Source organism: Pseudomonas fluorescens (assembly GCF_000967965.1).
Classification (GTDB): Bacteria; Pseudomonadota; Gammaproteobacteria; order Pseudomonadales; family Pseudomonadaceae; genus Aquipseudomonas; species Aquipseudomonas grandcourensis.
Window position 1 is genome coordinate 1 of sequence record NZ_LACC01000037.1, and the last position, 21,705, is coordinate 21,705.

General features: G+C 62.2%; 15 protein-coding genes. 9 read left to right on the top strand and 6 right to left on the bottom strand.

Annotated features, from left to right (window positions below):
• The first annotated feature begins 213 nt into the window (after nt 1–213).
• The 4 genes from VC35_RS24965 (at nt 214) to VC35_RS24980 (ending at nt 6,293) form a co-directional block, all read left to right on the top strand.
• Nucleotides 214–2,040, top strand: a complete 1,827-nt coding sequence (locus VC35_RS24965; RefSeq protein WP_046043235.1) for a DUF1302 domain-containing protein — start codon at nt 214–216, stop codon at nt 2,038–2,040.
• 11 nt (nt 2,041–2,051) lie between these two features.
• Nucleotides 2,052–3,389, top strand: a complete 1,338-nt coding sequence (locus VC35_RS24970) for a DUF1329 domain-containing protein (protein WP_046043236.1) — start codon at nt 2,052–2,054, stop codon at nt 3,387–3,389.
• Between the two features lie 172 nt (nt 3,390–3,561).
• Nucleotides 3,562–4,911 carry a DUF1254 domain-containing protein gene (locus VC35_RS24975; protein ID WP_046043237.1) on the top strand — a complete coding sequence of 450 codons (1,350 nt, stop codon included), beginning with the start codon at nt 3,562–3,564 and terminating at the stop codon, nt 4,909–4,911.
• A complete protein-coding gene (locus VC35_RS24980) occupies nt 4,908–6,293 on the top strand; it encodes a DUF1254 domain-containing protein (protein ID WP_046043238.1) in 1,386 nt (461 codons plus the stop codon). The genes VC35_RS24975 and VC35_RS24980 overlap by 4 nt, the downstream gene beginning before the upstream one ends.
• Before the next feature lie 523 nt (nt 6,294–6,816).
• Here VC35_RS24980 and VC35_RS24985 read toward each other — a convergent pair.
• Nucleotides 6,817–8,790 carry an alkyl/aryl-sulfatase gene (locus VC35_RS24985; protein ID WP_046043239.1) on the bottom strand — a complete coding sequence of 658 codons (1,974 nt, stop codon included), beginning with the start codon at nt 8,788–8,790 and terminating at the stop codon, nt 6,817–6,819.
• A gap of 137 nt (nt 8,791–8,927) precedes the next feature.
• Here VC35_RS24985 and VC35_RS24990 point away from each other — a divergent pair, with 137 nt between their 5' ends.
• The 4 genes from VC35_RS24990 (at nt 8,928) to VC35_RS25005 (ending at nt 13,843) form a co-directional block, all read left to right on the top strand.
• Nucleotides 8,928–9,596 (top strand): ABC transporter ATP-binding protein, encoded by a 669-nt coding sequence (locus VC35_RS24990; RefSeq protein ID WP_046043240.1) that lies wholly within the window; start codon nt 8,928–8,930, stop codon nt 9,594–9,596.
• 1 nt (nt 9,597) lies between these two features.
• Nucleotides 9,598–12,069: an ABC transporter permease gene (locus tag VC35_RS24995; protein WP_046043241.1), complete on the top strand. Its 2,472-nt coding sequence runs from the start codon at nt 9,598–9,600 to the stop codon at nt 12,067–12,069.
• Entirely contained in the window at nt 12,059–13,132 is a 1,074-nt protein-coding gene (locus VC35_RS25000) for a lipocalin-like domain-containing protein (protein ID WP_046043242.1), read from the top strand. The genes VC35_RS24995 and VC35_RS25000 overlap by 11 nt, the downstream gene beginning before the upstream one ends.
• Before the next feature lie 132 nt (nt 13,133–13,264).
• Nucleotides 13,265–13,843, top strand: a complete 579-nt coding sequence (locus VC35_RS25005) for a hypothetical protein (RefSeq protein WP_046043243.1) — start codon at nt 13,265–13,267, stop codon at nt 13,841–13,843.
• A 361-nt stretch (nt 13,844–14,204) separates the two neighbouring features.
• Here VC35_RS25005 and hglS read toward each other — a convergent pair whose 3' ends face one another.
• The 3 genes from hglS to VC35_RS25020 form a co-directional block, all read right to left on the bottom strand.
• Nucleotides 14,205–15,584, bottom strand: coding sequence for a 2-oxoadipate dioxygenase/decarboxylase HglS (hglS, locus tag VC35_RS25010; protein ID WP_046043244.1), 1,380 nt, complete (start codon nt 15,582–15,584; stop codon nt 14,205–14,207).
• A 247-nt stretch (nt 15,585–15,831) separates the two neighbouring features.
• Nucleotides 15,832–16,788 (bottom strand): alpha/beta fold hydrolase, encoded by a 957-nt coding sequence (locus tag VC35_RS25015; RefSeq protein ID WP_046043245.1) that lies wholly within the window; start codon nt 16,786–16,788, stop codon nt 15,832–15,834.
• Between the two features lie 22 nt (nt 16,789–16,810).
• A complete protein-coding gene (locus VC35_RS25020) occupies nt 16,811–18,265 on the bottom strand; it encodes a flavin-containing monooxygenase (RefSeq protein ID WP_046043246.1) in 1,455 nt (484 codons plus the stop codon).
• A gap of 198 nt (nt 18,266–18,463) precedes the next feature.
• Between VC35_RS25020 and VC35_RS25025 the strand changes: the two genes are divergently transcribed.
• Complete coding sequence (locus tag VC35_RS25025) at nt 18,464–19,537, top strand: diguanylate cyclase (protein WP_046043247.1); 1,074 nt, start codon at nt 18,464–18,466, stop codon at nt 19,535–19,537.
• Nucleotides 19,538–19,614: 77 nt separating this feature from the next.
• On the opposite strand, the gene VC35_RS25030 is transcribed toward VC35_RS25025, so the two are convergent.
• Together VC35_RS25030 and astA are read right to left on the bottom strand one after the other, a co-directional pair.
• The gene (locus tag VC35_RS25030; RefSeq protein ID WP_046043248.1) at nt 19,615–20,484 is read right to left on the bottom strand and encodes an isocitrate lyase/PEP mutase family protein; all 870 of its coding nucleotides are present in this window, start codon (nt 20,482–20,484) and stop codon (nt 19,615–19,617) included.
• Nucleotides 20,485–20,626: 142 nt separating this feature from the next.
• Nucleotides 20,627–21,661 carry an arginine N-succinyltransferase gene (gene astA, locus VC35_RS25035; protein ID WP_046043249.1) on the bottom strand — a complete coding sequence of 345 codons (1,035 nt, stop codon included), beginning with the start codon at nt 21,659–21,661 and terminating at the stop codon, nt 20,627–20,629.
• Between the last annotated feature and the right edge of the window lie 44 nt (nt 21,662–21,705).

A 21,705-nucleotide genomic window follows, 5' to 3' on the forward strand; every position in this document is an offset into this window, starting at 1 on the left:
CCCACAGGGATCTTCAGTGGCAACAAGTCTGAAGTAAAACCGGGGGACCCAATGTGGGACCGCATCCATGGAGACGGATATGCACACCTTCAGAAATTAACCGAGACCCCCGCAGATCTCCCGATGATTATTTTTTGTCGGCCATCGCTTGCGTGTCGCGCCCGATAGTTGGGCACCGTGTCCAGGCTGAGCAAACCTGACCGGAGCCCAATAATGATAAAAAAACGCTCGGCCACAGCCGGAGTCCGCCAACGACTTCACCGGCTTGGCCACACCCGCCCGCAACCCCTTGCGCTGGCGATTCTTGCCGTACTGACGGGGCCGACCTACGCCACCACTTTTGACATCAACGAAGACTGGAGCCTGTCGACCAAGACCAGCCTGAGCCTGGGCAGCAGCTGGTCGACGCAAAACCCCGACAAAAGCCTGATGACCCGCGCCAACGCCTTGCAGGCCCAGGGCGTGAATGCCAATGGCACCAGCGTCAGCGCCGACGACAACCGGCTGAACTTCGAGAGGGGCGACCCCATCTCGCAACTCTTCAAGGGCCTCACCGATGTCAGTCTCGATGGCCAGGGCCAGGGCGCGTTCATTCGCTTCAAGTACTGGTACGACCATGCCTATGAAACCGGCAATGGCCGCTTCAAGGATTTCGATGATTCGGGCTGGGACGACCTGTCCAAGTTCAAGGGCTTCGAGGTGCTCGATGCCTACGTCTGGAAAGACTTCCAGGTGGCCGAGCATCCGCTGAGCGTGAAGGTCGGTAACCAGGTGCTGTCCTGGGGCGAAGCGCTGCTGATCCAGAACGGCATCAATGTGATCAACCCGCTGGACATCTCGGCGTTCAACCGTCCCGGCGTGGAAATCAAGGAAGGCCAGTTGCCGGTGGAGATGGTCTCCTTCAGCTTCGGCCTGACCGACACCACCAACCTCGAAGGTTTCTACCAGTACAACTGGCGCCCCAGCGTTCTCGATGGTTGCGGCACTTTCTTCGCCAGCAGCGATGTGATCCAGCCGGGTTGCGGGCCGCTGTTCCTGAGTCAGGTACAGACCGATCAACAGATGCAGGCCGCGGGTTTGTTCGCCACGTCCCGGGGCAACGAGTCGCCGTCCGACAACGGCCAGTTTGGCTTCGCCTTGCGCCAGATGATCCCGGCGCTCAACGATGCGGAAGCGGCGATCTACTACATCAACTATCACTCGCGGTTGCCGTATTTCACCATTAACGCCAGGAACACCGCCTTGCCCGGCACCTTCCCCGGTGGCATCCAGGGGCCGAGCTATGCGGCGGCTTTCCCGGAAAACATTCACCTGTACGGCATCAGCCTCAATGGCGTCGAGCCGGTCACCGGGATTTCCCTGGCCGGTGAGTTGAGCTACCGGCCGAACATGCCGATCGCGATCAACGCGCCCGACGTCAACGTCGCCGTGATTTCCGGGCCAGGGGGCAGTTCCTGGGTGCAGTTGCCGCCCGGCTTCAGCACCACCAATGGCAGCCAGTTCGATGCGTGGGAGCGCAAGGGCGTCTGGCAGCTGACCGGTTCGGCCACCCAGGCCATCGACAACGTGCTGGGCGCCACGCGCCTGAGCCTGTTCGGTGAAGCCGGGGTCGTGCACATCGAAGACCTGGGGGACGAGCGCCTGGGCCGTAACGCCGCGTTCGGCCGCAGCGCCCCGCGCAATGGCACGCCGTGCAACACGGTGGCTTCAGGTGTGACCAACCAATTCTGCACCGACAAGGGCTTTGCCACCGATTGGTCGTGGGGTTATCGCCTGCGCGCCAGCCTCGAATACAGCGATGTGTTGCCAGGCATCAACCTGATTCCCGCCCTCAACTGGCGGCATGACGTCTCGGGCTATTCCTACGATCCGCAAGGGCCATTCCAGGAAGGCCAGCAGGCGCTGGGCGTGAGCCTGACCGGCGTCTACATGAACGATTACAGCGTGGAACTGGCCTACAACACGTTCTTCGGTTCCAACGACTACAGCACCCTCGACGACCGCGATTTCGCATCCGTCAGCTTCAAGGCAGACTTCTAAGGAGAACCGTTATGCGTATGCAATTGTGCGTGCTGGCCCTGGCCTGCACCGTCGGCCTGGCTCAGGCCAAAGGCACCGATTCGACGGCACTGGGCAAGACCCTGACCCCCATGGGCTCGGAAATGGCGGCCAATGCCGACGGCAGCATTCCGGCCTGGACCGGAGGGCTTGCCGCCAACGCCGGTACCGTTGACAGCAAGGGTGGTTACAGCGATCCGTATGCCGCCGAGAAACCGTTGTTCACCATCACGGCGAAGAACGTCACGCAGTACGAGAAACTTCTCAGCCCGGGTCAAGTCGCTTTGTTCAAGCGTTTCCCGGACAGCTACAAAATGAACATCTACCCGAGCCATCGCAGCGCCAACTTGCCCAAGGAGGTACTGGCGGCCAGTCGTGAGAACGTCGCCAAGACCAGCATGGCCGACGGCGGCAACGGCTTGCACGACTATGCCAGGGGTATTCCGTTTCCGTTGCCCACCGAAGGCCTGGAGGTGATGTGGAACCACATGACCCGTTATCGCGGCGGCAGCTACGAGCGCATCAGCAGCTCGGCACTGGTGCGCGAAAACGGCGCCACCAGCTACGTGCGCAATCAGTCGCTAATCAACTTCGCCGACACCGTGGGCGGACTGGAACCGGGCTCGAACATCCTGTTCATGTTCAAGAGCCGGGTCCTGGAACCGGCGCGTCTGTCCGGCGAAGCGGTGCTGGTGCACGAGCCGATCGACCAGGTCGCCGAGCCGCGTTCGGCCTGGCAATACCTGCCGGGCCAGCGTCGCGTGCGTCGTGCGCCGATGATCGCCTACGACAATAGCGCCCGTTACAGCAACGGCCTGATCACCGCCGACAACATCGACGGCTACAACGGCGCACCGGACCGTTTCGACTGGAAACTGGTGGGCAAGCAAGAGCTGTTCATCCCTTACAACAGCTACAAGATCGGCAGCCGCGACCTCAAGTACGACGCCGTGATCAAGCCCAACCACGTAAACCAGGATCTGGCTCGCTACGAGAAACATCGGGTGTGGGTAGTCGAGGCGACCCTCAAGCCCGATGCCCGGCACATCTACGCCAAACGTCGCTTCTATGTGGACGAAGACAGCTGGCAGATCGCCCAGTCGGACCAGTACGACAGCCGCGGTGAACTGTGGCGCAGCGGTGAACTGCACGCGATCCAGCAGTACGACCACGGCTTCACCTACAACGTGCTGGAAACCTCCTATGACCTGATCTCCGGACGCTACTACGCCGGCGGCCTGGCCAACGAAGAGACCGAGCCGATGCGCGTGGGCTTCGCCGCCAAGACCGATGACTACACCCCGTCGGACCTGCGGCGCTGGGCCAAGTAACCATTCGCCAAACCACCGCAAATCCAATGTGGGAGCGGGCTTGCTCGCGAAGGCGGCGTGTCAGGCAGCAATGTAGTCGACTGACACTCCCTCTTCGTCGGAACGCCGCCCGGGGCAAGCCCGCTCCCACAGGGATCTGTGTGTGCTGATGTTTTGCTACAGGAGATCTGCCATGCGCTACTGGATATCCGCACTGGCCCTGGGCGCGAGCCTGGGCACTGTTCACGCCGCAACTATCGATCAACAACAGGCGAAAGCCCTGGCGCAGGAGGCCTACGTGTTCGCCTACGCCACCGTCGAACACGACAAGGTGCTCAGCGCCATCACCGCGAAACTGCCGTTCAATCGTCTCTACAGCGAACCGCGCCTGCTCGGTCCGCAAGACAACAAAGTGGTGTCGCCCAACAACGACACCTTCTATTCCCGCGCCTTGCTCGATCTGCGCGGCGAACCGATGGCGTTGGACGTGCCGGCTGTGCAAGGCCGCTACTACAGCTTCCAACTGGTGGACATGCGCACCGACAACCTCGACTACATCGGCACCCGCGCCACGGGGGATCAGGCGGGGCGCTACCTGATTGTCGGGCCGGACTGGAAGGGGCCTGTGCCATCGGGTTTCAGCGCTGTGATTCGCTCTCCGAGCCGGCTGGTCTTCCTGTTGGGACGGACCGAAGTCAAAGGCGAAGCGGATCAGAAAGACGCCGCGCAGGTGCTGAAGGGCTACGCCTTGCAACCGCTGTCCAAAGTGAATGGCAGCGCGACCCCTGAACCGTTGGCACCACTGCAACTGCCAGCGTACACGGACACCAAGCAAGGGCCGGCGCAGGCGCTGTTCAGTACCTTCAACGCGCTGGCCCCGTTGCATCAATGGACCGCTAGCGAACAAAAGAAACTGGCCCGTTTCGCCGTCATCGGCGTGAAGCCGGGGACCGAATTCCAGGCCCCGGCGGACTTGAGCGAAGCCGTCGCCCAAGGTGCCGAAGCCGGTCGCGAACAGGTCCGCGCAGCCTCCAGCCAGCTGTCGGTGGAACGGCAGGGCTGGTTGCCGTCGCCGTCCAACGTCGGCAAATACGGCGACGATGACCTGACCCGTGCCGCGGTCGCCTGGCGCTACATCTACGCCAACGATGCGGTGGAAGCGCTGTACCCGATGGCGTTGCACGATGCCGAGGGACAGGCGCTCACCGGCCAACACGCCTATCGTCTGCATTTTCCCGCCGGGCAAATGCCGCCGGTGAATGCGTTCTGGTCGTTGACCCTGTATGACGGCAAAACCCAATTGCTGGTGGCCAACCCGATCCAGCGTTACGCCCTGGGCGATCGTAGCCCTGGTCTACAATACGATGCCGACGGCGGCTTGACCCTGATCCTGCAGGCCGATGCGCCCAAGGCTGCGCCGCAGGGCAACTGGCTGCCGACGCCGCAAGGTACGTTCAACCTGCTGTTGCGCCTGTACCTGCCCAAGGGCGGGGCATTGGACGGGAGTTATCAATTGCCGACGATAACGAGGATCGAATCATGAACCTGATTTTCAGTCGCCGCCGGGTGCTGGGCAGCATGGGGGTATTGGGCGGCAGCCTGATGTTTCCGCGCTGGTTGCTGGCCGCTGATTCCGATGACCTGCGGCAGATTGCCAAAGAGGCGTGGATTTACGCCTACCCCATGCTCATGCATTACCAGACCATGGAAAAACAAGCGCTCAACGCGTCTGCGCCGGAGTACGTCGGCGGCTTCAACCGCTTTCGTCATTACGGCGAGTTGTTTACTCCGAACAACCGCGACATCGTCACGCCGAACAACGACACGCCGTACTCCTGGGCTTGGCTCGACCTGCGCAGCGAACCCCAGGTGTTGAGCGTGCCGGCGGTCGATGACGAGCGCTATTACGTGTTTCAACTGGTCGACCAGTACACCCACAACTTTGCCTATGTCGGCGTGCTCAGCACCGGTCGCGATGCGGGGAATTACCTGATCGTCGGGCCCGACTGGCAAGGCCCGACACCCGACGGCGTCAAGGCCGTGCTGCGCAGTGAAACCGAAATCGTCATGGTGCTTGGGAGAACGGGCCTGAAAAACGCCGAGGACCTGCCGGCGGTGCGTGCCTTGCAGCAGCAATACGGTTTGCGTGCATTGCATGAGTTCATCGGCAGTGCACCGCCCGTGGTTGCGCCGGCGATTGACTGGCGACCCTGGGACAGCAAGACCGGGTTGGGGCTGGAGTTTATCCCGGCGCTGAATCAGATCCTCAGCCTGTGCCCCACGCAACCGTCCGAACAAGCCTTGCGCGCACGCTTTGCGCGGATCGGCATCGTGCCCGGTCAGGGATTCGACCCGGCAACGTTGCCGCAAGCAACGCGCCAGGCATTGCTCGCCGGGATTCAGGACGCCCGGGCGCAACTGCAAACCGCGGTGAGCCAGGTACGCACCACCCTGGGCCTGTTCGGTACTCGCGAAGCGCTGAACGGCAATTACCTCAACCGCGCTGTCGCGGCGAATGTCGGCATCTACGGCAACAGCGTGGAAGAGGCCTTCTACACCGGCACTCGCCTGGATAATCAGGGGCAACTCTTGCAGGGCGGGCGAAGCTATCGCCTGCGTTTCGCACCGGGTCAATTGCCGCCGGCCAGCGAGTTCTGGTCGCTGACGCTGTATGACTTGCCGGACCGGCAACTGGTGGCCAACCCGATCAATCGCTACTGCCTGAGCAGCCGGGATCAGTTGCAAAAAGATGCGGACGGTGGGTTGACGTTGATCCTGCAGAACGCCGCTCCGCCAGAGCAGAGTAACTGGTTGCCGACGCCAGCGAGCGGGGCGTTCAGCTTGGTCCTGAGGCTGTATGGACCCGGGCAGCAGGTGGTCAATCAACGTTGGCAAATGCCGGTGGTTGAAGTGGTGTCTGCCTGAACCGCATCGCGAGCAGGCTCGCTCCTACATTGGATCAGTGTCGTTCACAATTGCTGTGAACAACCCGGTCCCCTGTGGGAGCGAGCTTGCTCGCGAAGGCTTTGTGTCAGGCGGCATGGATTTTTGATGGTGTACATATCCGTTTCTGCGGTAACGGCCACCTATGGTTCCGCTCTTACAGCGGGTCACTTGGAAAAGCCCCAAGTAACCAAGGGCTCTTGCCCCTGACATTCGGTGCCTCGCCGTGGCTCGGCATGCCCTCGCTCCGGTCCTGCTCCGTGGGCCCGCCGCCATCGGCCATCCATGGCCGGCGGCGGCTAACACGGCATCCATGCCGGGTTGCCCACTGCGCAGAACCTGCGCTCGGCCTCATGAGGGGGCGTGCACCGCAACAGCGTCCGAGGCGGCCTACCGGCCGGCCTTGTCGCGGGTTTCGTTCACCTGTGACATACCTGGTTGGCCGGTAAACCGCCATCGCGAGCAAGCTCGCGATGAAGGCGACGCGGTTTCCCGCGTCATCCGGTCAAGGGGTGACGATATTGAACTGCGGTGCAAACGTATCGAGGCTGCTCATCAACTCCCCGAGCTTCTTGCCATTGCCCTGCAACTTGATCAGGCCTTTCTGCATCGCCGTCGGGATATCCAGTTGCTTGAGGCTGATCTGTTCCAGGGTGGCCTTGCTCATGGTCACGCTGGCATCCGCCTGAGCATTGAGCCCGGCACGGTGGGTCAGCACGCCATTGCGCAGGGTCAGGTTGAAGTCCTTGTTCAGGTCATCGAAGGTCCAGTTCAGGGTCAAGTCATGGCCTACGGCCTTTTCACTGTCCAGGCGCACCGCCAGGAAGTCGAAGAACATCTGCGGGCTCATTGCCCGTACCATGTCCACCGATACCGAAGTGCCCGCATTGGGTGGCACGCCGTTGCGCAGTTCCATGGCGCCGGTCAGGTACATGTTGCGCCAGGTGGCGTTTTCACTTTGATAGCCCATTTGCTCCAGCGCCTGGGCCTGGGCTTTGCGGGCGTCGCCGTTGTCCGGGTTGGCGAACAGCACCTGATTGCCCAGTTGCGCGGCCCAGCGGTATTCGCCCTTGGCCATCGCCGCCTGCATTTTCCCCAGCACAGCCGCTTCGCCACCCATGGCCTCGACCGAACGCTTGGCCGTTTCCACTGGCGGCAGCGGATTGAGGTTGGCCGGGTTACCGTCATAGAAACCCATGTAGCGCTGATACACCGCCCGGGTGTTGAAACTCAGTGAGCCGTAGTAGCCACGGGTGTACCACTTCTGGTCGAGGCTGCCGGGCAGTTTCTTGATCGAGTCGGCGATTTCCAGCGGCGTCAGGCCCTGGTTCAGCAGGTGCAGGGTGCGGTCATTGAGGAAGGCGTACATGTCGCGTTGGTCGGCGAGGAAGGTGCGGATGCGTTCGCCGCCCCAGGTCGGCCAGTTGTGCTGGGCGAACAACACGTCGCTCTTGTCGCCGTAACGCGCCAGGCTGCCGTCCAGGTACTCGGCCCAGGCCTTGGCGTCACGCACTTGTGCGCCACGGGGGGTGAGGATGTTGTGCATCATTTGCGTGGCGTTTTCCGCCATGCACAAGGCGCGCAACTGCGGCAGGTACAGGTTCATTTCCGCCGGCGCCTCGGTGCCCGGGGTCAACTGGAACTCCACGTCGAGGCCGGCGATGGTGCGGGTTTCCAGTTCCTTGTCGATCAGGTCGGTGGGCGGGATCAGGGTGACCGTGCCGCCGCTCGGCGTGCTCTTGCCCAGGCCGGCATCGACCTGGCCTTTTTCGCCACGGGGCAGCAGGCTGCCGAACTGGAACTGCGCACGGCGGCTCATGGCGTTGCCGGCGTAGACGTTCTCGCTCATCACGTGTTCCATGAACCCGGCGGGGGCGAATACCTTGACCTTGCCGGCCTTGACGTCGGCTTCGTCGATGACCCCGCGCACGCCCCCGAAGTGGTCGACGTGAGTGTGGCTGTAGATCACCGCCACCACCGGTTTGTGCGGACGGTTCTGGTAGTACAGGTCCAGCGCCGCCTTGGCGGTTTCGGCCATGGTCAGCGGGTCGATGATGATCAGCCCGTCGTCGCCTTCGATGATGGTCATGTTGGCGAGGTCGAGGCCGCGCACCTGATACAGCCGAGGGCTGACTTCATACAATCCGGCATGGGCGCTGAGCTGGGCCAGGCGCCAGAGGCTCGGGTTGACCGACTCCGGGGCCTGGTCCTTGGCGAGGAAGTCATAGGCCTGGATATCCCAGATGACCTTGCCCGTGGCGTCCTTGACCTGGCCCTTGAACGGCGCGATCAGGCCCTTGGTGACCGACTCGTAGTCGGTGCGGTCGGTGAAGGGCAGTTGTTGCAGCACGGCGGCGTTACTGGCCGTGGTTTGCGGGCTGGCCGCGACCGGTCCATCGGCGGCGACCACCGATTGCGCAAGGCAGGCAGTGATCAGGCAAGTGAGCAGCCCACGAGGGCTCAAGGTGAAACGAGGCATGGCGTCTCCGTTTTTTGTCGTTATGGTCAGACCAGCTTCGAGGGTAGGGCGATGGGCGGTCGGGGCCATGATCGTCAGCGGACAAAAACCATTCAGGGCCGCTATCCTTGGGCCAGGCATATCCAGCAGGTTGACCCATGCTTGAAGTCCATGGCGTTTTCAAAAGCTACGCCACCCCGCAGGGGCCGCTGCCGGTGCTGCAAGGCGTCGACCTGACGCTCAGGCCCGGCAGCAGCCTGGCGCTGATGGGCGAGTCGGGCAGTGGCAAAAGCACCTTGCTGCACCTGATCGCCGGGCTGGACAAGGTCGATCGCGGCAGCATCCGCAGTGGCGAGCATCGCCTGGAACAGATGAATGAAGGGCAACTGGCGAACTGGCGTCGTACGGAAATCGGCCTGGTGTTCCAGCAATTCAACCTGATCGGCAGCCTGCGGGTCGAAGACAACCTGGCGATTCAGGCACGTCTGGCGGGGCGCCATGACCCACGCTGGCAGGCGCACCTGGTGCAGCGCCTGGGCTTGGGGGAGCTGCTGCGGCGCTATCCGGAGCAACTGTCCGGCGGCCAGCAGCAACGGGTCGCACTGGGCCGAGCGCTGGCATCGCGCCCCCAATTGCTGCTGGCCGACGAGCCCACCGGCAGCCTCGATGAAACCACCGCCGCCGAGGTGTTGCAGCTGCTGCTGGAATTGCTCGACGACAGCCCCACCAGCCTGTTGATGGTCACCCACAGTCCCGGCGTGGCGGCACGGCTGGCGGAAAAAGCCATGCTGTGCGGCGGTCGTCTGGCCGGTGCGGGAGAGCGCTGACATGCGCATTTTCAGCGAAACTCTGCGTGCGCTGCTCAGCCACTGGCGGCAGCATCCGGTGCAGTTTTTCAGTGTGCTGACCGGGTTGTGGCTGGCCACCGGTCTGTTGGCCGGTGTCCAGGCTCTCAACAGCCAGGCCCGCGACAGCTATGCCCGCGCCAGTCAGTTGATCGGCGGCGAACCCCAGGCCAGCCTCGGTGCGCCCGGCGGCGGCACGCTCCCCCAGCAATGGTTTATCGATCTGCGTCGCGCGGGCTGGCCGGTGTCACCGGTGCTGCAAGGCCGGGTCACGCTCAAGGGGCACGAAGAGCAGCGCTTGCAGTTGATGGGCATCGAGCCGGTGTCGCTGCCGGCGGGCGCGGCGGTGGCCGGGCAGGCCTTGGCGATTGAACAGGTGGTCGGCTTTTTCAGTCCGCCGGGCAGTACCTGGATCTCGCCCCAGACCTTGAAGGCACTGGGTTTTCGCGAGGGTGACCGGCCACTGAACCTGGCGGGCGTGGCACTGCCGCCGCTGCATGTGCAGGCCGACATGGCGCCCGGCGTGCTGCTGGTGGACATCGGTTTTGCCCAGCAGATTCTGGGGTTGCCGGAGCAACTGTCGCGGCTGCTGTTACCGAAGGATTTCACCGCGCCATTGCCGGAGCCGTTCAAGGGCCAGCTGCAACTCAAGCGAGCTGGCGAAGAAAGCAACCTGACGCGCCTGACCGAAAGCTTCCACCTGAACCTCGATGCCCTGGGGGTGCTGTCGTTCGTGGTCGGCCTGTTTATCGTGCACGCTGCCATCGGACTGGCGCTGGAGCAACGGCGAAGCCTGCTGCGGACCCTGCGTGCCTGCGGTGTGAGTGCGCGGATGCTGATCGCTTGCCTTGCCGTCGAATTGGGTGGATTGGCCCTGATCGGCGGTGTGGCCGGGGTGGTCAGCGGCTACCTGCTGGCCGGCGTGCTGTTGCCCGATGTCGCCGCCAGCCTGCGTGGCTTGTACGGCGCCGAAGTGGCGGGGCAGCTGAGCCTCAGCCTGTCGTGGTGGTTCAGCGGGATCGGCTTGAGTCTGATCGGCGCAATGCTCGCCGGGGCCAACAGCCTGTTGCGGGCGGCGCGTTTGCCATTGCTGGCGTTGGCCGACCCGCAGGCCTGGCATCAGGCCCATGCACGCTGGTTGCGACGCCAGGGGTGGGTGGCGGCAATGGCCGGGGTGATCGCGCTGCTGGCGTTGATCTTCGGCGACAGCCTTATCAGTGGCTTCGTGTTGATGGCGGCTCTGTTGATCGGTGCCGCGCTGGCATTGCCGGTGGTGCTCAGTTCTCTGCTCAATCTCGTTTCGCAGCGAAGTCGCTCGGTGCTTGGCCAGTGGTTTGTCGCCGATTGCCGCCAGCAACTGCCGGCCCTGAGCCTGGCGTTGATGGCGCTGCTGTTGGCCATGGCGGCGAACATCGGTGCCGGCAGCATGACCGCAGGGTTTCGCCAGACCTTCAGCGACTGGCTCGAACAACGGCTGACGGCCGAGCTTTACCTCAATCCCCAGAACCCGGCCCAGGCCCGGGAGCTGCAAAGCTGGCTCAACCAGCAGCCGCAACTGGCGGCGGTGCTGCCCAACTGGCAGGTTTCGATCCAGTTGCAGGGCTGGCCGACGGACCTGTCCGGGATCATCGACCACCCGACCTATCGCCAGCACTGGCCGCTGCTCGAAGCCTTGGGCGACAACCCTTGGGAGCGGCTGGCCAAGGACGATGCGGTGATGCTCAGCGAACAACTGGCCCGGCGCCTGCACGTGCAACTGGGCGATCACCTGACGCTGCCGACCCCCACTGGCCCGTGGTCGTCGCGGATCGTCGGGATCTACGCCGACTACGGCAATCCCAAGGGCCACATTCTGGTCAATATCAACCATCTTCTGCGCGGTTGGCCGCAACTGACACCGAGCCGCTTCAATCTGCGCATCGAACCGGCATCGATTCCGGCGTTCGTCACGGCGCTGCAGGCACGCTTTACCCTGGACGACAGCCGCATCGTCGATCAGGCGCGGCTCAAGGGTTGGTCCACGCAAATCTTCGAACGTACCTTCGCCGCCACCGCCGCACTCAACAGCCTGACGCTGTGCGTGGCCGGGGTGGCGCTGTTCATCAGCCTGTTGACCCAAAGCCAGAGCCGTCTCGGGCAACTGGCGCCGCTGTGGGCGCTGGGCGTGACGCGTCGGCATCTGATGTTGCTCAACCTAGGGCAAACCTGGTTGCTGGCGATATTGACCTTGGTGCTGGCATTGCCGCTGGGCATCGCCCTGGCGTGGTGCCTGGACACGGTGATCAACGTGCAGGCCTTTGGCTGGCGCCTGCCGTTGCGGGTGTTTCCAATGCAACTGTTGCAATTGATGGGGCTGGCGCTGGTCGCGACGTTACTGGCCTCGGCCTGGCCGTTGTACCGTTTGTACCGCACGCAACCGGCGGACCTGCTGCGGACGTTTGCCCATGAAGATTAAAGCCTGCGTGTTGCTCCTGGCGTTGCTGGCGAGCGGTTGCGATCAACCGGCACCGGAGCAAAAGGGCTTTGCGGGGCTGGGCAACCAGGCCGCCGCCTTCACCCCGGTGGTGCCCGGTCGGGTGTTCAGCTTCCCGGCGGATCACGGTCCCCACGACGGCTTTCGCATCGAATGGTGGTATGTCACGGCCAATCTGAAGGACGATCAGGGCAATGAGTTCGGCGCGCAATGGACCTTGTTCCGCAGCGCGTTGAAAGCCAGCCCCGAGGTGGCGGGTTGGCAGAATCAGACGATCTGGCTCGGCCACGCGGCAGTGACGTCGGCGACAGTGCATCACGCGGCCGAAAGATATGCTCGTGGTGGCGTCGGTCAGGCCGGTGTCAACGTTGCGCCGTTCAATGCATGGATCGACGACTGGCAACTGCGCAGCCAGGCGACTGCCGACGACCCGTTGGCCGACGTGCTACTCAGTGCCCGCGACCAGCGTTTCAGTTACCGGCTGCGGTTGACCTCGACAGGGCCGCTGGTGCTTCAGGGGGAACGGGGCTTCAGCCAGAAATCCGAACAGGGTCAGGCCTCTTACTACTACAGTCAGCCGTTTTTCCAGGCCAGCGGCACCCTGGAAATCGATGGCAAGACCTTTCAGGTCAGTGGCCCGGCCTGGCTCGACCGCGAATGGAGCAGCCAGCCCCTGACGAGCAACCAGACAGGGTGGGACTGGTTCTCCCTGCACCTGGACAGCGGCGAGCAGGTGATGCTGTATCGCATGCGGCAAAAGGACGGCGAGCCTTACCTCACCGGCACCTGGATCGACGCTGGGGGCCAGACACAATTGCTGCACGCTGGCGACATCATCCTCACGCCGCAAGACACGGCCCGGGTTGCCGGGCGCGCGATGCCCATTCGCTGGTCGATCAAAATCCCCGCCAGACACCTCGATATCGCCATTGCCGCGCTCAATCCCCAGGCCTGGATGGATTTGCGCATTCCTTATTGGGAAGGCCCGGTGCGCCTCAGTGGCAGTCATACAGGGCAGGGCTATCTGGAAATGACCGGGTACTAGGCGCTCGTGCAAGGAAAATCACCGCTGCGGCGCGACCACTCGCAGAACAGCGTCTATGCTCACTCGCACACATGGCGTTGAGCCCGGTTTCAACGCCGTCTGTTGCCATCTATCACAGGGAATGTTCTGCCTATGAAACGCCACGCACTGACCCAAGCCATCGCCCTCGCAACCTTGCTGTCTGCCGCCAGTTTCGGCGCGGTTGCCGCCGAACTACCGTTGTCCGAAGTTGTGGTGGTTGATCAGGTCGCCACCAAAGTCGTTTCGGTAGACACCGCGAACCATATAGTGGTCCTGAAAGGCCCGCAGGGTAATGAATTCCCTGTACAACTGACCGAAAAGGCGAAAAACCTCAAAAACCTCAAGGCCGGCGACTCGGTCGACATCAGGGTCACCAGCGCCGTAGCAGCCTACCTCGACACCGATGTCGACAAAGGCCTGCCCGGCACCGCCGAAGCCACCGGCGAAGTGCGCGCAGCGCCAGGCAGCGCCAACCCGGGCGGCGAAGCGTACCGCCAGGTGAAAGTGCAGTTGAAAATCACCCACATCGACCAGAAGAAAAACCAGGTGACCTTCGAAAACCCGGAAGGCAAGTCCAAGACCGTCGAAGTCAAGCGACCTGAAGTCCAGGCCAAACTCAAGGACTTGAAAGTCGGACAAAGCGTCAACGTGGTTTATACCGACATTTTGACGGTGACCAGCAAGCACTGATATCGAGTCATGGTTCTATACGGGCTGATTGTTTTTGTGCAAGTTTTGTATAGGAATAATCAGCTCGTAATGGTCGAACTGGTGAGTTCGAGATACCGTGTTGCATAGTATTTAAGTCGACATCTTGTTAAACATTGTGTCGATAAATTTCATCTTTGCAGTGCGGACATATTAATTCGCTTCTACTAAAATACTTTCCGTTCGCCCAGTGTCAGGGCTCTTTACCAGTGCATGGATTGCCGAGGCCATTGCACTGGGCGAACACTTTATTTGCTGTATTGAAAGTTTTGGATATAAAAAACGGGCGGCCTGCAGGTCGCCCGTTTTTATTGAGTTGTAACAAGTCATTCCGTCATGCTTTTTAATCGGCCAGCGCGGCGAAACACTGTTCGACCGAGCGTCGCTGGCTCTCGGCATACAGTTCCAACTCATCGATCGTCGAACGCCCCAGGGCCTGTTCGAAGGCCTGCTGGTTGGCATGGGCGCCGTAACGGGTTTGTGCTGCGTCCCCCAGGTTTGACTGAAAAATCCCCGCCGCGCTGACCGGCAGGAAGTCTTCGTACACCAGCGGTTCAACCCGCAGGTAACCGTCGCCGAGCAGGTCTTCCAGGGGGGCGTTTTTCAGGTCACCCGCCGCCAGGCCTTGTTCCGTCACGAAGTAGCGGAAGTAAGCCAGGCCCTGTTGGCGCATGCCTTCCCAGGTGTCGGGGAACTCGCTGAAATGCTGCGCCATCAGGGCGTTGTAGCGCGCGGCGTTGGCTTCGTTGGGGAAGTCCTTGAGTTCGTCCCGTGCGGCATTGAGCAAGCGGTCGTAGAGTGCGCGGCCTTTGGGCGTAAGGGCGGCACCGCGCTGTTCAATCTCGCCGAAACGGGCACTGTGGCTGCCGCGCGCCTCGCTTTGATCGGTGAAGGCAATCGGCTCGTCCAGGGCCTTGAAGCTGGTCTGGCGCAGCAGGATCGGGCACTGGCGGCGAGGTGGGCCTTCGATTACCGCTTTGGGGGTGATGCCATGGGCCGGCATCTGTGCCTGGACGATGTCGATGTCCAGGGTCCGTGGTGTCAGGTGGTTGATGTGCGGGCCCTTGAATGCCACCACGTCGGCGATCAGACGATGCTGGGCACTGAGCTGTCGATACTGCTCGGCGGTGACGGTGGCGCTGTGGTGCCAGCGAAACGTTTCCAGCGCTTGCTCAACGAATTCCTGGGCTTCCTGATCGGTCAGGCCACCCCGGGATTCGGCGCGTTCGATGAGCGTGAGGGCCGTGGGGGTGAAGATCGAGCGCTGGTCGAGCATCGACTGGGCGAAGGCTCGCAGCTCCAGGTCTTCGATCAGTTCCAGGCGCAACAGCGAGGTGAATACCCGGAACGGGCTGACCTGCAACGACGCTTCATGCACCGCGCGAAACGCCGTGGAATGCACCGGCACGCCGGCTGGAGTCAGGTCGTAGTAACCCACCGGTTGCATACCCATCACCGCGAACAGGCGGGCGAGGGTCGCCAGTTCATCGGCCGTACCGACGCGGATCGCTCCATGGCGCTCAAGGTCCAGGCGTTCGATTTCGCCGGTGCTGGTGAGCTGCTGCAGGATTTGCGCATCGCTGTCCAGCACGTGACGATTGGTCTGTTCCACCAGTTCCATCAATGCGCCGTACAACGGCACTTCCTCGCGGTACATGTCGGACATCGCTTTGGAGAAGCGTTGGCGGATCAGGTCAGGGCTGACGAAGTTCGGGTGGTTCATGAACATGATTCCTGGCGCGGTGACGTAAAGGATGGACGAAAGATCGCAGCCTTCAGCGACGCCGACAAACGAAGTTTCTGACGAACTTCATTCTGCAAAGGACTGCATGCCTAGGGGGGGGTGCCTTAAAGCTGGCCATGCTGCGTTGCAGGCCTTGGAAAGGGAACAACCATTCCCAGCGGCCTACGCCTTGCCTGGCCAGCTTTAAGGCGACAACGCGGTGGGGAAACTAATTGAGAACGCCCCACTAATGCAGTCGTTGATCCTGTGGGCTCTCCGAGCGCAGCGATGCCAAAAACTCGCGATACAGGCGCGCCGAACCGTATGGCGCTTCCACCATGGGCATGTGCCCGATGGCGTCCCAGATATGCACGCGCAGGTCGGCGATGCCCTTGCTCCAGACTGACACACTGCTGACATCGATCAACCGGTCCTTGCGGCCCCACAGCAACAGCGCCGGGGCGGTGATGTCGGGCAGGTGCGGTTCCATCGGCGGGCTGGCGCGAAATTCGCGGAAGATTTCCTCCAGCTCCTCGCGGGACTGTTCATAGCGCTGGGCGACGGCATCGAGCACCAGTTTCGGTACCCAGGGCGGCGAAGCCATGGTCATGGCGTAGAAGCGCTGGAATTCTTCCCGCGAATGAATCAAAAACGGGTTGTGGCCCTTGGCCAAATGCCGCTCAAGGTCACTGGGCTCGGGCGAAGTGACCCCGGCCGGGTCGATCAGGGCCAAGGACACAATGCGCTCCGGATAGGTGGCCGCGAGCCAGGCCGCCATATAGCCGCCCATGGAGTTGCCGATGACATGGACTTTCTCGACCCCGCACACGTCCAGCAGCTGGATCATGCGCTTGGCCTGCAGCGGGATGTCGTAGCCGCCGCCCGCCTTGAAGCCGGTTTCGCCATGGCCGGCGATGTCCGGAATGATCACCCGATGGCTGCCGACAAAGTGCCGGGCGAAACGCAGCCAGAGATTCTTGTCGGCGCTGAAGCCATGGAGCATCAGCACACTGCTGGTGGCCTCGTATGGCCCGCCTTGCCAGGTCGAGACGGTCATTTCGGGGATGGGCACGACGATCTTGTGCAGCCGGTACAGCTTGGCCTCGGCCGCCATGCTCAAGTCATAGAGCCAGTAGCCGATGGCCGGGTAGGTCAGCCAGCTCCAGGCGACGAACACTGCGAGAACGACGAACAACAAAAGCATCACGCGTCTCCCTTCTATCTGCTCAGGACAAAATGTGATCGGCGGGTTTCAGCGCTCGGGTCAAGCGATGAAAGCTGAAGCTGAATCCCGGAAACATGGCAATCACATGACCGCTCTTGCTTTGATACCAACTGTGGCAACCACCGGATTTCCACACGGTGCGTTCCATTTCCCGGTGGATCATTTCAGTGTAGGTACGTTCCGCCTCATGGCGAACTTCGATGCTGCGTAAACCTTGAGTCTTCAAGGTGCGAATGCAATCGAGGATGTAATTCATCTGGGATTCGATGATGAACAGCGCCGAGGTGTGGCCGATGCCGGTGTTCGGCCCGGTGACGATGAACAGGTTGGGAAAGTCGGGCAGGGCGGTGCCGAGGTAGGCCCGCGGGTATTGCGCCCAGACCTCCTTGAGGCGGGTGCCGTTCTTGCCCGTTACCGGGTAGGAAATTACCCCGTCGGTGGCATCGTAGCCGGTGGACCAGACGATCAGGTCCAGGTCGATGTGCTGGCCTTCCAGGGTAACGATGCCAGTTTCGTCGATGGACGCGATGCCTTGCTCGCGGCTGTGCAACGTCACGTTGTCGCGCGCCAGCGCCGGGTACAGCGTGCTGGACAGAATCACCCGTTTGCAGCCGATGGTGTAGTCCGGCGTCAGCTTGCACCGCAGTTCGGCGTCCGGTACCTGGCGTTTGAGAAAGCGCAGGGCCTGACGCTGGACCATGTGCACCGCCGGTTTCGAATACTTGAAGGCAATCACCCGGGTTTCGAATTGCCAGTAGATCCCCCAGCGCAGCAGCTTGTAGGCCGGTTTGAACCCCAGCAGCCAGCGCTGGAAACGGCCAAAGTTGCGGTCAGCCCGGGGCAGGACCCAGTGGGGCGTGCGCTGGAACACATGCAAGTGCCCGACGTCCGGGGCGATGGCCGGAATGACCTGGGCCGCACTGGCGCCGCTGCCGACGATGGCCACGCGTTTTTGCCGGTAGTCGTAGCGGTGATCCCAGTTGTTGGTGTGGAACGTCTTGCCCTGGAAGCGTTCCTGTCCATCGAAGCGAGGGACCACCGGTTGACTCAGGGGCCCGGTCGCATTGATCAGGAACTGCGCGCAAAAGGTGCCTTTGCCGGCGGTGTACACCGTCCAGCGTTTGTTGGTGTCGTCCCATTCGACGCGCTCGACATTGGCGCCCAGTTCCACCTTGTCCCGCAGGCCGAAGTGTTCCACCACGTGGCGGGTGTAGCGGTGCAGTTCGGCCTGTTCGGCGAACATTTGTGTCCAGCGATACGGAGCAAAAGACAGGGAGTACAGCGGCGAGGGCACGTCGACTGCCGCGCCGGGGTAGGTATTCTGGCACCAGGTGCCACCGAAGAAATCCCGCCGCTCCAGCAGGCGAAAATCGTCGATGCCGGCCTTGAGCAAATTGATTGCTGCACATTGGCCGCCAAACCCGCTGCCGATGATCAATACTTGAAAGGTCTGCATGGGCCTCCTCTTATGGTCATCGATCAACCCCTTCTTTCATGTATAGCCGTTTCTGGGGCGAGGCTTTTGCTTTTATGCGAGCGTGATGTCGCGATATTCAGCCCGTCAGCCAGTGATGGCTATTTAATCTCGCCCTGATAGACTCCAGCGTACAGGCACAGGCTGTAATCGCATTCCGTCGAGTGGCACAGAGGCCCTATGACAAAAACGGGAGGAAAGGGATTTTCATTGGCCAGGAGGCTCTATACATCGCGGACCCTGGGGCTGGCCCTGGGGTTGGTGTGTGTGAGCGTGGCAATGTATCCGCTCGATCCGGCGCCCTGGGTCTGGGGCTTCATGTGGTTCAATGGCCTGGTCTGGCCGCATCTGGCTTACCAATGGGCGCGCCGGGCCAGGACGCCCTATCATGCCGAACACCGCAATCTGCTGATCGATGCCTTTCTCGGCGGCTTCTGGATTGCTGCGATGCAATTCAATCCACTGCCCAGCGCGACCACCATTTCCATGATGGCCATGAACAACGTGGCCATAGGCGGCTTGCGCTTCCTGCTGGCCGGGACGGCCGCGCAAATCCTGGGCGTGGGCGTAGGCCTGCAGATTTTCGCCCCGGCGTTCATTCCTGCCACCAGCGCGGTGCAGCTCTATGCCTGTTTGCCGTTGCTGTGCCTGTATCCGCTGGCGCTGGGCTGGATCTGCTTCCGCCAGGCCCATACCCTCGGCTGTCAGAAGCGTGAACTGCTGGCACTGAGCCGCACCGACAGCCTGACAGGCCTGCTGAACCACGGCACCTGGAAGGACCAGCTGGAGATCGAGTTCCAGCGTTGCAAACGCCAGCAAAAAGGTGGAGCGATCGCCCTGATCGACATCGACCATTTCAAAGCCATCAACGATACCTACGGGCATGTTGCCGGCGACATCGTCTTGCGTCAGTTGAGCAAAATGCTCAAGCAGAACCTGCGAGCGACCGATGTAGCAGGGCGCTACGGCGGTGACGAGTTCTGCGTGATCCTTCCGGACCTGCCCCTGAACCGCGCCGTCGCCGTCATGGATGCCCTGCGCGATCGCTTCGCCACCTTGGGCTACGAGCAGAACCCGGCGCTGAAAGTCAGCCTGAGCATTGGAATGGCGTCCTTCAACCCGGCCCATGCCGACGCGACGCTTTGGCTCAATGACGCCGATCATGCGCTATACGAAGCCAAGACCACCGGGCGCAATCGAGTGATCTGCTGCGGGAACGGGAAACCCTATCGCGAACTGCTCGACTCGGTGTGACTGTCTAGCGCAAGACCTGCGGGAGCGAGCTTGCTCCGGGCGGCGATCCGACGAAAGCGGTGTGTCGGTTTAAACCGTCACTCCTTGACGCTCATGAACTCCTCCGCGAAGCGGATGTATTCCTCGGGTTGCGTGTAGGTGTGTGTCAGCTCGGTGGCGCTCAGGTCCGATGTCTGGGTGAGGATCTGGCGTTGCTCGCGCAGGCTGTCGTAGGTCGCCTTGATCGCGGCGAAGTACGCGCCATGGCCGTCGATGGTCACGCGCACACCCAGTTCGGCCAGGCGCTTGTCATCGCGTAGCAGCGGGTTGCCGTAGGTCACCAGCATCAGCGGCACGCTCAGGTGCTCGGCGATCTGCTCCAGATGGTCGAAGTCCTTGATACCCACCATGCAGATCCCGTCGGCGCCAGCGCTCTGGTATTGCCGGGTGCGGCTGATGATTTCCTGCACCGGCAGAATCCCGGCATGGGTGCGGGCGATGATTGCCATTTCCGAATCGCAGCGGGCTTCGAGCGCAGCGCGGATCTTGCCGACACCTTCGGCGACCGTGATCAGGTCGGTGGATTTGCGGCCGAACTGCGCGGGCAGCAGGGTGTCTTCGATGGTCAGCGCGGCGACGCCAGCACGTTCGAGTTCGACGATGGTACGCATGACGTTGAGCGCGTTGCCGTAGCCGTGGTCGGCGTCGGCGATCACCGGCAACTGGGCGACACGGCCGATGCGGGTGGCCTGTTCAGCGAATTCGCTGAGGGTGATCAGGGCAAAGTCGGGGGCGCCCAGCACTTGCAGCGAGGCGACCGAACCCCCGAGGATCCCGACTTCGAAGCCCAGGTCGGCGGCGATGCGGGCCGACATCGGGTCGAACACCGAGGCCGTGTGGTAGCAGGTGTTGGAGGCGAACAGTTGGCGAAAATTGCGCCGCAAATCTTGATGGGAAAGCCTGGACATATGAGTTCCACCAATGGAATGGAAGGGCTTGAGCAAAAGTGTCAACGCCGAAGAAATAAAAGGCTATCACGCGCGCCGGGGGAGAATGATGACGAATTTGCTGGGTTAGGCCGATTGACGTCGCAGCGATGGAACTGATCAGTCACGCCGCCACGGCCTGTTGCCGTTGGTCAAGCAGCGGCACGGCGCGCACCGAATCTCCGGGCTGCAGCTGCAAGCGCTTGGCGGTCAGGCGATCAACCACCAGGCTGTTGCCCACCTGGCGGGCCGGGGCGCAGGTAATGCGACAGTTTTCCAGGCGGCGGTTGTGAATCAGCCAGAGGGGCGCTTTATCGTCCTTCGAGCCGATGGCAAGTGACAGCGGTCGGCTGTCGCGCACGGTGCGGATCCCGGAAACCGGGGCTTCGATGACCGGTCCGCCGTCGAAGATATCGATGTAGCCCTTGTGGGCAAACCCCTCGGCGCTGAGGGTTTTCAGGGCCGGCTCGGTGTTCGGGTGGGCCTTGCCGATCACTGCCTGGGCCTGTTCGGTGAGCAGGCAGGTGTACAGCGGCTGGCGCGGCATCAGTTCGGCGATGAAAGATTTGTTGCCCAGCCCGGACAAGTGATCGGCGTGGCGGAAATCCATCTTGAAAAAATGCCGGCCGAGGCTGTCCCAGAACGGCGAGCCGCCTTGTTCGTCGGCGCTGCCGCGTAGTTCGGCGATGAGCCGGTTGCCGAACAGCTGGGTAAACTCGGCCACAAACAACAGGCGCCCGAGGGAAAGCAAACGGCCGTTGCTGCCCTGGCGCTGATCGGGGCGCAGGTACAACGAGCAGACTTCCGATTGCCCGGTCAATTCATTACTCAGGAACAGGGTCGGGATCTGGCGCTGGATACCCAGGTCCGCCGAAGCACTGACCGTCAGTCCGACCCGATAGTTGTACCAGGGCTCGCGCAGACCGACGCCCCCCGTCAGGGCGCTGACGCCCACCACTTGTTGCTCGTCGTCCTCGAGCACGAACAGGTAGTCGGCATCGGCCCGATCGACTTGCCCGGCGAAGGTGCGTTGGGCCCAGCGAATCCGGTGGGCCAGGCGTTCTTCATCGGCCGGCAGGCTGGTAAGCCCCGGAACGGCCTGGCGCACCAGCGTGAACAGGGCGGGCAGGTCGGTGATCTGAACCGGACGGACAATCATGCGGCTGTTCCTTGTGCGCGTGTGCTCTGGCGTTGAATCTGGTG

Bases quoted from the DNA above. Each gene is read 5' to 3' on its own strand.
- VC35_RS25020 (WP_046043246.1), bottom strand. From the start codon at position 18,265: ATGCAGACCTTTCAAGTATTGATCATCGGCAGCGGGTTTGGCGGCCAA.
- VC35_RS25005 (WP_046043243.1), top strand. From the start codon at position 13,265: ATGAAACGCCACGCACTGACCCAAGCCATCGCCCTCGCAACCTTGCTG.
- VC35_RS24970 (WP_046043236.1), top strand. From the start codon at position 2,052: ATGCGTATGCAATTGTGCGTGCTGGCCCTGGCCTGCACCGTCGGCCTG.
- VC35_RS25030 (WP_046043248.1), bottom strand. From the start codon at position 20,484: ATGTCCAGGCTTTCCCATCAAGATTTGCGGCGCAATTTTCGCCAACTG.
- VC35_RS25015 (WP_046043245.1), bottom strand. From the start codon at position 16,788: ATGCTTTTGTTGTTCGTCGTTCTCGCAGTGTTCGTCGCCTGGAGCTGG.
- VC35_RS24965 (WP_046043235.1), top strand. From the start codon at position 214: ATGATAAAAAAACGCTCGGCCACAGCCGGAGTCCGCCAACGACTTCAC.
- VC35_RS24980 (WP_046043238.1), top strand. From the start codon at position 4,908: ATGAACCTGATTTTCAGTCGCCGCCGGGTGCTGGGCAGCATGGGGGTA.
- VC35_RS25025 (WP_046043247.1), top strand. From the start codon at position 18,464: ATGACAAAAACGGGAGGAAAGGGATTTTCATTGGCCAGGAGGCTCTAT.
- VC35_RS25000 (WP_046043242.1), top strand. From the start codon at position 12,059: ATGAAGATTAAAGCCTGCGTGTTGCTCCTGGCGTTGCTGGCGAGCGGT.
- astA (WP_046043249.1), bottom strand. From the start codon at position 21,661: ATGATTGTCCGTCCGGTTCAGATCACCGACCTGCCCGCCCTGTTCACG.
- VC35_RS24990 (WP_046043240.1), top strand. From the start codon at position 8,928: ATGCTTGAAGTCCATGGCGTTTTCAAAAGCTACGCCACCCCGCAGGGG.
- VC35_RS24975 (WP_046043237.1), top strand. From the start codon at position 3,562: ATGCGCTACTGGATATCCGCACTGGCCCTGGGCGCGAGCCTGGGCACT.
- hglS (WP_046043244.1), bottom strand. From the start codon at position 15,584: ATGAACCACCCGAACTTCGTCAGCCCTGACCTGATCCGCCAACGCTTC.
- VC35_RS24995 (WP_046043241.1), top strand. From the start codon at position 9,598: ATGCGCATTTTCAGCGAAACTCTGCGTGCGCTGCTCAGCCACTGGCGG.
- VC35_RS24985 (WP_046043239.1), bottom strand. From the start codon at position 8,790: ATGCCTCGTTTCACCTTGAGCCCTCGTGGGCTGCTCACTTGCCTGATC.